The 14,076-nt window shown below is 68.3% G+C and carries 12 protein-coding genes; 7 read left to right on the top strand and 5 right to left on the bottom strand.

What is annotated here, in order from left to right:
- Nucleotides 1-65 precede the first annotated feature (65 nt).
- Both IE239_RS34155 and IE239_RS34150 read right to left on the bottom strand, forming a co-directional pair.
- Nucleotides 66-2,234 carry a 3-hydroxyacyl-CoA dehydrogenase NAD-binding domain-containing protein gene (locus tag IE239_RS34155; protein ID WP_190153343.1) on the bottom strand — a complete coding sequence of 723 codons (2,169 nt, stop codon included), beginning with the start codon at nucleotides 2,232-2,234 and terminating at the stop codon, nucleotides 66-68.
- Between the two features lie 66 nt (nucleotides 2,235-2,300).
- A complete protein-coding gene (locus IE239_RS34150; RefSeq protein ID WP_190153342.1) occupies nucleotides 2,301-3,512 on the bottom strand; it encodes an acetyl-CoA C-acetyltransferase in 1,212 nt (403 codons plus the stop codon).
- 102 nt (nucleotides 3,513-3,614) lie between these two features.
- Here IE239_RS34150 and IE239_RS34145 point away from each other — a divergent pair, with 102 nt between their 5' ends.
- Together IE239_RS34145 and IE239_RS34140 are read left to right on the top strand one after the other, a co-directional pair.
- Nucleotides 3,615-4,385, top strand: a complete 771-nt coding sequence (locus tag IE239_RS34145; protein ID WP_190153341.1) for an enoyl-CoA hydratase-related protein — start codon at nucleotides 3,615-3,617, stop codon at nucleotides 4,383-4,385.
- Nucleotides 4,375-5,406 (top strand): NAD(P)H-dependent flavin oxidoreductase, encoded by a 1,032-nt coding sequence (locus tag IE239_RS34140; RefSeq protein ID WP_229878540.1) that lies wholly within the window; start codon nucleotides 4,375-4,377, stop codon nucleotides 5,404-5,406. The genes IE239_RS34145 and IE239_RS34140 overlap by 11 nt, the downstream gene beginning before the upstream one ends.
- A gap of 110 nt (nucleotides 5,407-5,516) precedes the next feature.
- Here IE239_RS34140 and IE239_RS34135 read toward each other — a convergent pair whose 3' ends face one another.
- The 3 genes from IE239_RS34135 to IE239_RS34125 are packed head-to-tail and all read right to left on the bottom strand — an operon-like array spanning nucleotide 5,517 to nucleotide 8,968.
- Nucleotides 5,517-6,080 (bottom strand): TetR/AcrR family transcriptional regulator, encoded by a 564-nt coding sequence (locus IE239_RS34135; RefSeq protein ID WP_190153340.1) that lies wholly within the window; start codon nucleotides 6,078-6,080, stop codon nucleotides 5,517-5,519.
- A 41-nt stretch (nucleotides 6,081-6,121) separates the two neighbouring features.
- On the bottom strand, nucleotides 6,122-7,672 hold the full coding sequence (locus tag IE239_RS34130) for an acyl-CoA synthetase (RefSeq protein WP_190153339.1): 1,551 nt from the start codon (nucleotides 7,670-7,672) through the stop codon (nucleotides 6,122-6,124).
- Nucleotides 7,673-7,705: 33 nt separating this feature from the next.
- A complete protein-coding gene (locus tag IE239_RS34125) occupies nucleotides 7,706-8,968 on the bottom strand; it encodes a cytochrome P450 (protein WP_190153338.1) in 1,263 nt (420 codons plus the stop codon).
- A gap of 141 nt (nucleotides 8,969-9,109) precedes the next feature.
- Between IE239_RS34125 and IE239_RS34120 the strand changes: the two genes are divergently transcribed.
- From IE239_RS34120 to IE239_RS34100, 5 genes are read left to right on the top strand one after another with little or no spacing between them, the layout of a single operon-like run.
- Nucleotides 9,110-10,075 (top strand): PDR/VanB family oxidoreductase, encoded by a 966-nt coding sequence (locus tag IE239_RS34120; protein ID WP_229878538.1) that lies wholly within the window; start codon nucleotides 9,110-9,112, stop codon nucleotides 10,073-10,075.
- A 10-nt stretch (nucleotides 10,076-10,085) separates the two neighbouring features.
- Complete coding sequence (locus IE239_RS34115) at nucleotides 10,086-10,910, top strand: SDR family oxidoreductase (RefSeq protein WP_190153337.1); 825 nt, start codon at nucleotides 10,086-10,088, stop codon at nucleotides 10,908-10,910.
- A 10-nt stretch (nucleotides 10,911-10,920) separates the two neighbouring features.
- A complete protein-coding gene (locus IE239_RS34110; RefSeq protein ID WP_190153336.1) occupies nucleotides 10,921-12,303 on the top strand; it encodes an aldehyde dehydrogenase family protein in 1,383 nt (460 codons plus the stop codon).
- A gap of 24 nt (nucleotides 12,304-12,327) precedes the next feature.
- The gene (locus tag IE239_RS34105) at nucleotides 12,328-12,735 is read left to right on the top strand and encodes a sterol carrier protein (protein WP_190153335.1); all 408 of its coding nucleotides are present in this window, start codon (nucleotides 12,328-12,330) and stop codon (nucleotides 12,733-12,735) included.
- A 10-nt stretch (nucleotides 12,736-12,745) separates the two neighbouring features.
- Entirely contained in the window at nucleotides 12,746-13,903 is a 1,158-nt protein-coding gene (locus tag IE239_RS34100) for an acyl-CoA dehydrogenase family protein (protein WP_229878536.1), read from the top strand.
- Nucleotides 13,904-14,076: the final 173 nt, after the last annotated feature.

The following is a 14,076-nucleotide window of genomic DNA, read 5'->3' as shown; positions in this document are numbered from 1 at the left end:
GGACTGCGCTCCGGGCACCGCGGCTCGGTGTCGCGGCCGACCCGGAGCGCGCGGCCTGGTCCGCATCAGGCGGGGAAGGTCTCACCCTTGGCTGCGAGGTCACGCAGGTACTGAGTGGGGCGCAGTTGCTCGCCGTACGCGTCGGCCAGTTCGTCGGCACGGACGATGAACGCTTCGATGCCGATCGAGCCGTCGGGGGCCTCGTAGCCGGTGATGTACTGCGCGGCTCCGCCGGTCCAGGAAGGGAAGCCGATACCGAGGATCGAGCCGATGTTCGCGTGCGCGGCGGAGGTGAGTACGCCCTCCTCGAAGCACTTCGCGGTCTCGATCGCCTCGCGGACCAGCATGCGCTCGCGCATGTCCTCGATGGGAAACGGCGTGTCGCTGAGCGGGAAGAGCTCGCCGAGTCCGGACCAGATCGCGCCACGCCGGCCCTCGGGGTAGTCGTAGAAGCCCGCCCCCTTGAGCTTGCTCCCGCGGCCTGCCGCGATCATCGTGCCGCAGACCTGCTCGGTGACGGTCGGCTCGGTCACGCCGAGTGCCTCGCGTCCGGTCCTGGCGATCTTGACCATGAGCTCCATGTTGAGCTCGTCCGTGATCTGCAGCGGACCGACCGGGTAGCCGGCCTGGGTGGCGGCACGCTCGACGGAGTAGGGGTGCTGGCCCTCCTGGAGCAGAGCCAGGCCCTCCTCGATCTGGGCGCCGATGACACGCGAGGTGAAGAAGCCGCGTCCGTCCTGGACCACGATGGGAGTCTTCCGCATGTGCAGAACGACGTCGTAGGCCTTGGCGAGTGCCTCGTCAGAGGTCTCGGTGCCGCAGATGATCTCGACGAGCGGCATCTTGTCGACCGGTGAGAAGAAGTGCAGCCCGATGAAGTCGGCCGGCCGGGCGATGTCCTTGGCCAGCTCGGTGATGGGGAGCGTGGAGGTGTTCGAGCACAGCAGCGCGTCCTTGTCGACGAACGGAAGGACCTCGTTGAAGACCCTCTGCTTCAGCGCGACGTCCTCGAAGACCGCCTCGACGACCAGGTCGACGCCAGCGAAGTCGGCGGGGTCGGTGGTCGTGGTGATCCGGGCGAGCAGCTCCTCGGACCGCTCCCGGGTGAGCTTGCCGCGGGAGATCGCCTTCTCGTTGAGGTCCCGGCTGTAGGTCTTGCCGCGCTCGGCCGCTTCGAGGGACACGTCCTTGAGCACGACGTCCATCCCGGCCCGTGCGCAGACGTAGGCGATGCCCGCTCCCATCATGCCCGCACCGAGGACGCCGACCTTGGTGCTCTTCCACTTCGCGACATCGGCGGGGCGCAGGACACCCGAGTTGATCGCGTTGAGGTCGAAGAAGAACGCCTGGATCATGTTCTTCGACTGCTGGCCCACGATGAGATTCGCCAGGTAGCGCGACTCGATGCGCGAGGCGGTGTCGAAGTCTACCTGCGCGCCCTCTACAGCTGCCGAGAGGATCGCCTTCGGAGCGTGATAGTCGGCCTGCTTGAGCTGCCCCCGCAGCAGCGCCGGAAGAGCCGGAACGACGGTCGCCAACCCCGGCGAGGCAGGGGAGCCGCCCGGGATCTTGAATCCCTTCGTGTCCCAGGGCTGTGTCGTGGCTTCGGGGTGGGCCTTGATCCATGCCTTCGCGGCCGGAATCAGGTCGTCCTGGACCGCGACGACCTGGTCGACCAGTCCTTTCTCCCTGGCGGCCGACGGCTTGAACTTCGCTCCGGTCCCGAGGATCTCACTGATCGCTGTCATCAGGCCGAACATCCGGACGGTGCGGGTGACACCGCCACCGCCGGGCAGCAGGCCGAGGGTCACCTCGGGAAGGCCGATGGCGTAGGTGCCGTCGACCGCGATGCGGTGGTTGGTGGCCAGCGCGATCTCGAGACCACCGCCGAGGGCGGCGCCGTTGATCGCGGCGACCACCGGCTTCGGCAGCAGTTCGAGCCGGCGGAGCGGGGACTTGATGTTCTCGGCCATCGTGACCACGGCCGGGGCGTCGGCCTTCGTCGTCCTCAGCATGCCTTTGAGGTCGCCGCCGGCGAAGAACGTACTCTTCGCGGAGGTGATGACCACACCGGTGATCTGGTCGATCTCGGCATACAGCCTCTCGACCGCCGCGCTCATCGAGGCGATGTACAGGTCGTTCATGGTGTTGGCCGACTGGTGCGGATCGTCGAGGGTGAGGGTGACGATGCCGTCGGCGTCGATGTCGTAGCGGACAGCGGACTCGGTGCTCATCAGGTGTCTCTCCGTTGTCTGTGTGTACGCCTGTCTGTGCGTACGCGCTGTCTGTGTGGACGCAGGTCAGACGAGCTCGACGATCGTGGCGATGCCCATGCCGCCGCCGACGCACAGCGTGGCGAGGCCGCGCTTCCTGCCGCGCCGCCGGAGTTCGTCGACCAGGGTGCCGAGGACGATCGCGCCGGTCGCACCGAGCGGGTGACCCATGGCGATGGCTCCGCCGTTGACGTTGGTGACGTCGTGGCCGATGCCCATGTCGCGCATGAAGCGCATCGCGACAGCCGCGAACGCCTCGTTGATCTCCCACAGGTCGATGTCGTCGACCGTGAGGCCGGCCCTGGCGAGTGCCTTGCGGGCTGCCGGGGCGGGGCCGGTGAGCATGATCGTCGGGTCGGCGCCGGAGACAGCCGCACCGATGATCTTTGCCATCGGGGTGAGGCCGAGTTCCTTGCCGATCGCCTCGGTGCCGACAAGCGTCAGCGCGGCACCGTCGACGATGCCGGAGGAGTTGCCCGCGTGGTGGACGTGGTCGATCTCCTCGATCCAGTGGTACTTGCTGAGGGCGACGTCGTCGAAGCCGGCGTCCTTGCCCGGCTGGGCGAACGAGGGGCGCAGGGCCGAAAGGCTCTCCACGGTGGTGTCGGCCCGGATCAACTCGTCCCGGTCCAGCACCACGTCGCCCGCGACACTCCGCACGGGGATGACGCAGCCGTCGTAGTGGCCGTTGGCCCAGGCCTTGGTGGCACGGGCGTGCGACTCGGCGGCATAGGCGTCCACGTCGGTGCGGCTCCACCCCTCGATCGTCGCGATCAGGTCGGCACCGATGCCCTGGGGCACGAACCCGGTGGCGAGGTTCGTGGCCGGGTCGTTCGCCCAGGCGCCGCCGTCGGAACCCATGGGCACCCGGCTCATCGACTCGACACCGCCCGCGATGATGAGGTCCTCGAAGCCGCCGCGGACGCGCGAGGCGGCCTGGTTCACGGCCTCGAGGCCGGAGGCGCAGAAGCGGTTGAGCTGCACGCCGGCGGTGGTCTCGGGCAGGCCCGCCTTGAGCGCCGCCGTCTTCGCGATGTCACCGCCCTGGTCGCCGACCGGAGAGACCACACCGAGCACGATGTCGTCGACGCGCTGCGGGTCAAGGCTCGGGTTGCGCCTGCGCAGCTCGTCGACGAGGCCGACCACGAGGTCGATCGGCTTGGTTCCGTACAGCGCGCCGGTCCGCTTGCCGCGCCCCCGAGGCGTGCGCAGGTGGTCGTAGACGAAAGCTTCAGCCATGAGACGGAGTCCTCCAAGGGCTGCTTGACCAAGGGTCACTAAGATAAGGTGCTCTACATTTGAAAGGTAGAGTGCTCTACATCTGGCGTCAATGGAGGTCACATGAAGACGGAGCTGGCCGACGGTGTCCTGACTGTCGCGATCGACCGGCCCGAGCGGATGAACGCACTCACGGCCGAAGTGATGGAGCAACTCGCCGACGCGATCGGTGATGCGGCGACGGACGACCGTGTCACCGTCGTGGTCCTCGCCGGCGACGAGCGCGCCTTCTGCACCGGCGCCGACCTGCAGACCGCCGCCGTCCTCGGCGACGACGCCGCGGTCGCCGGCGCCACCATCGACAGCGCGAACCGTTTGGTCGCTGCGATCGTCCGGAGCCCCAAGCCGGTGGTCACCCTCGCGCGGGGTGCGGTCGCCGGCGTGGGCGTTCCGATCGCGCTCGCCGCCGACCTGGTGCTGTGCGAGGAGAAGACCTACTTCATGCTCTCCTTCACCAAGGTCGGCCTGATGCCGGACGGTGGTGCCTCGGCGGTCGTGGCGGCCTCGGTCGGCCGGGCACGGGCCCTGCGGATGGCCCTGCTCGCGGAGCGGCTCACCGCGGCCGACGCGCTGGCCGCGGGCCTGGTGACCCACGTAGCCCCGGAGGGCGCCTTCGCCGCCATGGCGGCCCAGGTTCTGGCGACTCTCACCGGCGGCCCCCAGGTGGCGTTCCGGCGTACGAAGGAAGCCATCAACCGGGCCACTCTCAGTGGGCTCGAGGACGCGTTCCACCATGAGCGAGCAGGTCAGGTCGGCCTTCTCGCCGCCCACGACTTCGCAGAGGGTTCGGCCGCCTTCCGCGAGAAGCGGACCCCGGCTTTCAGTGACCGCTGACACCAGCATCAGGAGGAGAGAAACAGCCATGCCCATGCCTGAGGTGCTTCAGCGCCCACTGTCCCTGCCCGTCGTGTGTGCCCCGATGTTCATCGCATCCGGCCCGGAACTCGTGATCGCGCAGTGTTCCGCCGGCGTGATCGGCTCGCTGCCCTCGCTCAACGCCAGGCCCGCCGGCCAGGTCCGCGACTGGCTCGCGCGGATCGAGGAGGAACTGGGAAAGCTCGGTGCGACTCGTCCCGAGACGCCGGTGGCACCCTTCGCGGTGAACCTGATCGTCCATCGGTCGAACGACCGGCTCGAAGACGATGTCCAAAGCTGCATCGATCACAAGGTGCCGATCGTCATCACGTCGTTGGGCGCACGCGAGGACATCAACGACGCCATCCACGGCTACGGCGGAATCGTCCTCCACGACGTCATCAACGTGCGGTTCGCGCACAAGGCGGTCGAGAAGGGTGCCGACGGTCTGATCGCGGTCGCCGCGGGTGCGGGCGGCCATGCCGGCACACAGTCGCCGTTCGCGCTGGTGCGAGAGATCCGCACCTGGTTCGACGGCCCTGTCCTGCTTTCGGGCGCGATCGCGCACGGGAGTTCCATCCTCGCGGCACAGGCGGCAGGAGCGGACTTCGCCTACATCGGCAGCGCGTTCCTGGCCACCCATGAGGCGAATGCCGTGGACGCCTACAAGGACATGATCGTCGCCGGCGGCGCCGGCGACATCGTCTACAGCAACCTCTTCACCGGAGTCCACGGCAACTACCTGCGCGGGAGTATCGAGGCGACCGGCCTCGATCCGGACAACCTGCCCACCTCCGATGCCTCTGCGATGGACTTCGGCTCCGGCGGCAACACCGGCGCGAAGGTCTGGCAGGACATCTGGGGGTCGGGCCAGGGGATCGGAACGGTGACCCGCCGTCAGAGTGTGAGCGACCTGGTCGGCCGGCTCCGGGCCGAGTATGTCGCCGCGCAGCGCTCGTTGGCGCAGCGGGCCGGCGACTTCCCGACCGCGTCGGTGTGATCGGCCGCACGGGGCCCTGAGGCAGGGTGTCCCCGGTTCGTGAGGTGAGGATCGGTTGTTCGAGTCCGCACCGATCCTCACACAGCGGTGGATTCGCCGGGCCGGACCGCTCAGACGTCGGCGGCCACGGCGCTCATCCTGGAACGAACGATCCGCTCGAACTCGTTGAAGAGCATGTTGAAGTCCTTCTTCGACACCGGCTGACGCCACTGCTGGAGTCCCACCAGGAGCGTCATGGCCATGGTGCCGAGGACTCGCGCCTCCTGTGCCGACGCCGACGCGGGCCGCAGAACGCGGATCAGCGCCTTCAGACGCCGGTCGTCGACCTTCTTCTGCATGTCGGCGACCCTGGGGTTGGTGTGTGCCCACGACCGGATGGCGCCCTCCGCGGCATGCGGGAGGGTGCTGCCGAGCTCCTTGAGCAGGTGAATGCGCTCGGCGGGATCGTCCGGGGCGTTCGCCAGGAGCACGATGCGTTTGGTCTGCGAGTCCTCCCAGTACGCCAGGAAATCGTCGACGAACCCGTCGAGGCTGCCGAAGTAGCCGTAGAACGATCCCGTGGTCACCTTGAGCGCCTTGCACAGTGTGGTGACCTTGAGCCGGCCCGCGCCCTCGGACCCGAGGATCGCCATGGCGGCCTCGTAGTAGTCCTCGCGGGTCACCAGAAGGCGCATGGGCTCAGCTCCTAGGGGCATGTGTCTTGGTTTCCCCCAGCCTAGTGCCCGCCTGTAGCCCCTCCCGACGTCCGCGCGGTGAGGGCGCTCTTCACCAGCTTGCCGGTAGGGGTGCGCGGCAGCTCGTCGATGAACTCCACCGAGCGGGGCGCCTTGTACGCCGCGACCTTGGTGCGCGCATAGGCGATGAGCTCCTCCGCCAGTGCGTCGGACGGGGTGATGCCCGGCCGGAGGGCGACGAAGGCCTTCACCTGCTGGCCCATCACCGGGTCCGGGATCCCGACCACGCCGATGTCGTACACCGCCGGATGCAGGGCCAGGGCGTTCTCGACCTCCTGCGGGTAGATGTTCACGCCACCAGAGATGATCATGAAGGATTCCCGGTCGGTGAGGAACAGATAGCCGTCGTCGTCGACGTAGCCCAGGTCGCCGATGGCGGTCCAGTTGGCGTGATCCGGGTGCTCGGCGGCCTTCGTCTTCTCCGGTTCGTTGTGATACTCGAAAGGCCGCACGTCGCGCTCGAAGTAGACCCTGCCGACCTCGCCGACGCACAACTCCTCGCCGCGCTCGTCGCAGATGTGGATCGGGCCGAAGACGCTGCGACCGACGGAGCCGGGCTTCTTGAGCCACTCGGGCGTGGTGATGACGGTCATCCCGCTCATCTCGGTCGAGGAGTAGTACTCGACGAGCTTGGGCCCCCACCAGTCGAGCATCGCCCGCTTGACCTCGACCGGACAGGGCGCGGCAGCGTGGATGGCCAGCCGCAGAGAGGAGAGGTCGTACTTCGTCCGCAGAGCACTGTCGAGCTGCAGCATGCGCACGAACATCGTCGGGACCATCTGGACGACGGTCACCCGGTGGTTCTGGAGTGCCTCGAGCGCGCCCTCGGCGGAGAACTTCTCCAGCACCACCACGGTGCCCCCGTACGCGTGGACCACTCCGCACCAGCGCAGCGGTGCGGCATGGTAGATCGGAGCCGGGGACAGGTAGACGTCGTCGGGACCGACGCCGAGATACGTCCCCGCCAGTGCGGTCAGAGGATCGCCGGGTTCGTCCACCGCGATGGGCAGCAGGGGCGGCTTGATGCCCTTCGGGCGTCCCGTGGTGCCGGAGGAGTAGAGCATGTCGCTCCCGCGGGGCTGTTCCGCCGGCATGCGGTCCTCGGCGCTCTCAAGGAACGTCTCGTACACCCCGTAGCCCGGGATCGGGCCGTCGAAGCTGAACGCCGTCTCCAGCCCGGGGCACTCGGCGAGCGCATCGGACGCCTGCTCTTCGAGACGGCCCGACGCGAACAGCACCTTGGCGCCCGAGTCGCGGACGATGTACGCCGCCTCGCTCGCGGTGAGGTGGTGGTTGACCGCTGTCAGATACAGGCCTGATCGCAGAGCCGCCCAGTAGAGCACGAAGCATTCGGGTGCGTTGTCGCTCAGCATGGCGACGACGTCTCCGCGCCGCAGGCCGAGATCGTGGAGTCCGACAGCGAGCCGGCGGGACTGGTCGTCGAGCTCGGCGTAGGTCAGGGTCCGGCCTGAGGCGGCCATGACGACGGCAGGCTTGGCCGGAGTTGTCTGGGCGTGAGTCCCGGGGTACATCGGCGTCCTCCAGGGAAGCGTCGGGGTGGGTGGTCAGAACGAGACGGGCATGCGCTTGACGGCGTTCACGAAGTGCCCGACCACGTATTCCGGTTCGCCGAGCCGGAGGTCGGGAACGCGCGTCAGCACCTCCCGGAACAGCGAACGCATCTGCATGCGCGCGACATGCTGTCCGAGGCAGTAGTGGACCCCGCCACCGCCGAGGCCGACGTGGGGGTTGGGGTTGCGGGAGATGTCGAACCGCCACGGGTCGGCGAAGACGCTCTCGTCGCGGTTGGCCGAGCTGTAGAACATCACCACCTTGTCGCCGGCGGCGATCTCCTGCCCGCCGAGGACGGTCGCGGCGCGCGCGGTGCGCCGGAAGGTCATCACCGGGGTTGCCCAGCGCATGAACTCCTCGATCGCTCCCGGGATACGACGGTCGAAATCGCTCAGCAGCAGCGCCTTCTGGTCGGGGTTGTCGCAGAGCGCCTTCATCCCGTGGCTCGTGGTGTTGCGGGTGGTGTCGTTGCCGGCGACGGCGAGCAGGCAGAAGTACGAACGGATCTCCTCGTCGGTGAGCCGCTGTCCCTCGATCTCCGCCTGTACCAGCGCCGTCATCAGGTCGTCGGCAGGCGCCGAGCGCCGCGCCTCGATGAGGTTCTGAGCGATGTCGTGCAGGGCGCCGGCGCCCTCGAGCAGGCACATGAAGGGGTCGCGGTCACCGACGTTCTCAGGATCGTTGTATCCGACCATGTCGTCGACCGCGGCCACCATCCGCTCCCGGTCTTCGAGGGGAACGCCGACCATTTCTGAGATGGTCCACAGCGGAAGCCGCTTGGAGACCTGCTCGACGAAGTCGACGGGCCCCTGGTCGAGGAGCGTGTCCACGATCGCGGTCGCCTGCTGCCTGATCTGTCCCTCGATCAGCCGGATCTGGCGCGGACTGAACGCCGAGGCGACCAGGGCGCGCGTCCGCCCGTGCCTCGGCTCGTCCATGGTGAGGATCGACTGGGTCTCCCGCAGGAAGTCCGCGGGCACGTTCTCGAACATGACTCCGCCGAGATCCGGGTCGGAGGAGAACACCGCGTCGTTCTTCGAGACCGCTACGACGTCCTGGTGCCGGACGACCGCCCAGTAGCCGGAGTCCTCGGGGTCGTCCATGAGGGACCCGTAGGCCTTGGGCTGCCAGGAGACCGGACGCTCGGCACGCAGGGCGGCGAATGACCGGTCACGGTCTCGGGGCGAGCGGGACCAGAACGTCTCGCTCGACAACTCGATCTCGTCGTACGTGGGACGGGTGACGGTGGCGGACATGGGTTGCCTCCCCGGTAAGAAGCAAAGAGGGACTGTAACGTTCCTTACATTATCTTTGCGGGCGGCCGGGTCAACCCTTGCAGTCAAATGTAACGTAGATTATGTTACATGTTCGCCATCCAGACGAAAGGAGGTCCGGCTATGACGACCGCCGCCATGGCACCCCCGCTCGACGCGGGAGTCCTCGACCTCATGGTCGAGGCGAAGCGCCCCGTGGCCGACGGGGTGGTGGAACTGGTCCTCCACGCACCACAACCCCTGCCGGCCTGGTCGCCCGGTGCTCATCTCGACCTGGTGCTCGCCGACGACCTCGTTCGGTCGTACTCGCTCTGCGGTGACCCCGACGACCGCCACCGTTACCGCGTCGCCGTCCTGCGCGAGCCGGCCGGCCGTGGCGGCTCGGCCCACGTTCACGACACCATGCGAGCCGGTGACACCGTGCGGGCCGCTCCACCGGCCAATCACTTCGCCCTTGTCGACGCGCCGCGCTACCAGTTCATCGCCGGCGGCATCGGGATCACACCGCTTCTGGCCATGATCCGCGCAGTGGAGGCCAGAGGCTCCGCCTGGTCGCTGCTGTACGGCGGCCGCCGACTTGCCTCCATGGCCTACCGCGACGAGCTCGAACGCCTGGGGGACCAGGTGCGGATCCAGCCCGAGGACACCGCGGGCAGACTCGATCTCGCCGCGGTGCTGGAGCCAGTACGAGCCGGGACCCTCGTCTACGCATGCGGGCCGGAAGCGCTGCTGTCGGCAGTCGAGGAGCGGATGAGTGCGTGGCCGCAAGGCAGCCTCCACCTGGAGAGGTTCGCGGCAGCCGGCACAGCTCATCGCGATGACGACTCCGCCTTCGAAGTGGTCTTCGCGAGGTCGGGAATCTCGGCGACCGTGCCCCCCGGCGTCTCGATCCTCGATGTCGCGACCGACTGCGGCGTCTTCGTCCCCCGCTCCTGCAGCGAGGGAATCTGCGGCACCTGCGAGACCGAGGTCATCGAGGGTGAGGCGGACCATCGCGACTCCGTCCTGACGCCCGAGGACCGGGAGGCGGGTTCCTTCATGCCCTGCGTCTCACGGTGCTCGTCCGGCCGTCTCGTCATCGATCTGTAAGGAGCACGCCATGACCGAAAGTCTCGCCGGCCTTCGCGTCGCGATCACGGGAGCGGCGCGAGGCATCGGGCTCGCGACCGCCACCGAGCTCCATTCCCGCGGTACGCACGTGATCATCGGCGACGTCGACGCCACGGCCGCGCAGAACGCTGCCGCCGGGCTCGGCGGCTCCGCCGAGGCGCACCAGCTCGATGTGTCCGACCGCGCCTCGTACGCGGCGTTCCTCGACAAGGCCGCCATCGGCGGTCCGGTCGACGTCCTCGTCAACAACGCCGGCATCATGCCGATCGGCCGCTTCGTCGACCAGCTCCCGGCCGTCTACCAACGGGTGCTGGAGATCAACGTCCTCGGACACCTCCACGGCCTCCACCTCGCACTCCCGGCCATGATCGAACGAGGCCGGGGCCACATCATCAACGTCGCCTCCACCGCGGGGAAGGTCGCCATCCCGGGCGGTCTCGCCTACTGCGCCGCGAAGTCGGCGGTCGTCGCCCTCACCGAGACGGCCCGTATCGAGTACGCGGGGACCGGGATCGACTTCACCTGCGTCCTGCCGAACTTCACCAACACCGAACTGATCGACGGAACCGCCGGGATGAGGTTCGTCCCGACCGTGGAGCCGTCAGACGTCGCCAGAGGCATCGTCAGGGCGATCGAGAAGAAGCGTGCCGACGTGTACGTTCCCGCCGTCGTCGGACCGATGCTCAAGGCACAGTCCTTCCTGGGCCGGCGTCTGCGTGACCTCGTCAACCGCAGGATGGGCGCGTACGACGCCTTCCTCACCTACGACCCCGAGCGCCGCGCGGCCTATGAGCAGCGCGTGCGCGAGTCCTGAGGAGCGCCCGATGACCGCGCCGACGCTCACCGTCACCGCGCAGATCGCCCGGCTGCGCGCCACGTTCACATCCGGTCGCACCCGGCCCATCGCCTGGCGGCTCGCCCAACTCGCGCAGATCGAGCGGCTGCTGGCAGAGGGCGAGCAGCGGATCACCGCGGCTCTCGCCGAGGATCTGGGCCGCCCCCCGCACGACTCCTTCCTCGGCGACATCGCGCCGACCGCCGCCGAAGCGCGGTTCGCCCGCGCGCACCTGAGGAAATGGATGCGGGCGAAGCGAGTGCCGGTGCCGCTCTCGCAGTTCCCGGGGAGGGCCTGGTACGACTACGAGCCGCTCGGCGTCGTGGTCGTGATCGGGCCCTGGAACTATCCACTGCTCCTCACCCTCGCCCCCTTGGTGGCAGCCATCTCGGCCGGCAACTGCGCCGTGATCAAGCCCTCCGAGCACACACCGCGAACGGCCCAGCTGATCACGGAGCTTGTGAGGGAGTACCTGGATCCCGAGGCATTCGCGGTCATCCAGGGCGGCCCGGAAGCAACGCAGGCGATCCTCGCCGAGGGGCTCGACCACGCCTTCTTCACCGGTGGCCCGGAAGTCGGCAAGGTGATCATGGCCGCCGCGGCACCACACCTGACTCCGGTCACCCTCGAACTCGGGGGCAAATGCCCGGTACTCGTCGCGCGTGACGCCGACCTCGACGTCGCGGCACGACGGATCGCCTGGACGAAACTCCTCAACTCCGGTCAAACCTGCATCGCCCCCGACTACGTGATGGTCGACGGAGCCGTGCGCGACGCGTTCCTGCCGAAGCTCAGACAGGCTCTCGTCGAGCTGAGTCCCCACCGGGACGGAGGCGCGTCCATGCCGATCGTGAACAGCCGGCACGCCGGGCGGCTGGCCGGCATGCTGCGAGACCACGGTGGACAGGTGCTGATCGGAGGAACCGGCGACCCCGGTCGCCGCCAGGTCGACCTCACGGTCGTGGTGGATCCGGACCAGGATTCGGCGCTGATGACCGAGGAGATCTTCGGCCCGATCCTCCCGGTCGTCACCGTCGCCGATGACGAGGAAGCGATCCGCTGGATCGACCGCGGCACAAAGCCCTTGGCCGCCTACGTCTTCACTCGCTCACGGCGGCTGCAGCGACGCTACCGAGCCGCGGTGTCCGCAGGGGCCGTCGTCAGCAACCACGCCGCCGCGCATTTCCTGGTCCCAGGTCTGCCGTTCGGCGGAGTCGGTACGTCCGGGATGGGCGCCTACCACGGCGCCTGGGGATTCCAGACCTTCAGCCACCGCAAGGCCCACCTGGCCAGACCGAGCCGACCGGATCCGCGCATCGTCTACCCGCCGTACGGTCCGCTCGCCCAGCGGATGCTTCGCAAGATCTTCTGACCCCACTCGCAAGGAGAGCGAACCTTGGCCACATTTGCCGACACGCCCGAAGCCGAGAAGTACATCGGCGGCATCTTCGAGGCCGGCTTCGCCGACCCCGACGTGCGGCAGGCCCTGGCCCGATCAGGGCTGGTGCTCCGCATGAACCTGTCGCGGCCCGACGCCGTCATCACCGCCGATCTCCCGGCCGCCCAGGTCCACTACGGCGATGCCGACGCCCCGGCGCCGAACATGACCATGACCCTCGACGGTGAGACGGCCAACCGGTTCTGGCAGGGCAAGGTCAGCATCCCGCTCGCCGTCGCCCGCAAGCACATCACGGTGTCGGGCGCACTGCCGAAGCTGATCGCCCTGCTTCCCCACGCCAAGACCATGTACGCCGTTTACATTCAGCGCCTTGAGCGCGACAACCGCGCCGATCTGCTCGTCTGAAGGGTTAGCCGTGAGCTTCTACGACACCGACCACGACGCCTACCGTTCGACGGTCCGGACGTTCATCCAACGTGACGTCAAGCCGTACTACCAGAAGTGGGAGGAAAACCGGCTGGTCGACCGCAGCGCGTGGACGCGCGCCGGTGAGTCCGGTGTCCTCGGTATCGGAGTCGACGAGACCTACGGCGGTGGCGGCACCCGCGACTACCGGTTCCGGTTCGTCGTCGCGGAGGAGTGCGCCCAGGCCGGCGTCACATCGTTCTCGGCGGGTCTCTCGGTCCAGGACGACATCGTCGTTCCCTACCTCGCCGAACTCGGCGACGAGACGCAGAAGCGGCGTTGGCTGCCCGGCCTAGCCTCCGGTGAGCTCATCGGCGCGATCGCCATGACCGAGCCCGGCGCCGGCAGCGACCTTCAGGGCACCCGAGCGAGCGCCGTACGCGACGGGGACGACTGGATTCTCAACGGTCAGAAGACGTTCATCACCAACGGCATCCAGGCCGATGTCGTCGTGGTCCTCGCTCGCACGGACCCCGGCGCCGGCTCCCGCGGTTTCAGCCTCTTCGTCGTCGAGGAAGGGCAGCACGGGTTCAAGCGCGGCCGGAAGCTCGACAAGATCGGACTCGCCGCCCAGGACACCGCCGAGCTCTTCTTCGACGGCGTCCGTCTCTCCCCGGAGCAGTTGCTCGGCGAGCAGGGTCGCGGTCTCCACGCCCTGATGGAGCGGCTGCCGCTGGAGCGGCTCTCCATCGCCGTCAGTGCGCTCTGCTCGGCCGAGGCGGCCTACCGGTGGGGCCGCGACTATGTCTTCGAGCGGCAGGCTTTCGGTCAACCGGTCGGCGATTTCCAGCACGTCCGGTTCACGCTGGCCGAGCTCGAGACGGAACTCGACGTGACCCGTGCCTACGTCGAGTCGGCGACGAGGAAACTGAACGCGGGCACCCTCTCCGCGGTCGAGGCCGCCAAGGCCAAATGGTGGGCCACGGAACTCCAGCAGAGGGTCATCAACCGCTCGCTCCAACTCTTCGGCGGCTACGGCTACATGCTCGAATACCCGATCGCCCGGGCCTTCCGTGACGCGCGCATCCAGACGATCTACGGCGGCACGACCGAGATCATGAAAGAGATCATCGGCCGCGACATCGCCGCGCGGACCCGCAGGGCATGAGCGGACCTCTCCCGAGCCGGCAGCCCGAGGGCACCGGACACGATCGCCCCATCTGACCGCACCCCTGTCCCTGTTCGGCAACCGGGCGTCTTCCGGTCGCCCGTGGCCATGAGCGACGCCCTCATGAAGGCTCCCGGCCGGCCACGCCTGCGACGCAGGACCGCATCCGCGGT

Origin of the sequence: Streptomyces humidus (assembly GCF_014649655.1) — a bacterium.
Lineage (GTDB): Bacteria > Actinomycetota > Actinomycetes > Streptomycetales > Streptomycetaceae > Streptomyces > Streptomyces humidus.
This window is presented reverse-complemented; position numbering and strand designations above follow the sequence as displayed.

Excerpts from the sequence above, each read along its gene's own strand:
- IE239_RS34150 (WP_190153342.1), bottom strand. The coding sequence starts at position 3,512 with ATGGCTGAAGCTTTCGTCTACGACCACCTGCGCACGCCTCGGGGGCGC.
- IE239_RS34145 (WP_190153341.1), top strand. The coding sequence starts at position 3,615 with ATGAAGACGGAGCTGGCCGACGGTGTCCTGACTGTCGCGATCGACCGG.
- IE239_RS34155 (WP_190153343.1), bottom strand. The coding sequence starts at position 2,234 with ATGAGCACCGAGTCCGCTGTCCGCTACGACATCGACGCCGACGGCATC.
- IE239_RS34125 (WP_190153338.1), bottom strand. The coding sequence starts at position 8,968 with ATGTCCGCCACCGTCACCCGTCCCACGTACGACGAGATCGAGTTGTCG.
- IE239_RS34115 (WP_190153337.1), top strand. The coding sequence starts at position 10,086 with ATGACCGAAAGTCTCGCCGGCCTTCGCGTCGCGATCACGGGAGCGGCG.
- IE239_RS34120 (WP_229878538.1), top strand. The coding sequence starts at position 9,110 with ATGACGACCGCCGCCATGGCACCCCCGCTCGACGCGGGAGTCCTCGAC.
- IE239_RS34110 (WP_190153336.1), top strand. The coding sequence starts at position 10,921 with ATGACCGCGCCGACGCTCACCGTCACCGCGCAGATCGCCCGGCTGCGC.
- IE239_RS34135 (WP_190153340.1), bottom strand. The coding sequence starts at position 6,080 with ATGCGCCTTCTGGTGACCCGCGAGGACTACTACGAGGCCGCCATGGCG.
- IE239_RS34130 (WP_190153339.1), bottom strand. The coding sequence starts at position 7,672 with ATGTACCCCGGGACTCACGCCCAGACAACTCCGGCCAAGCCTGCCGTC.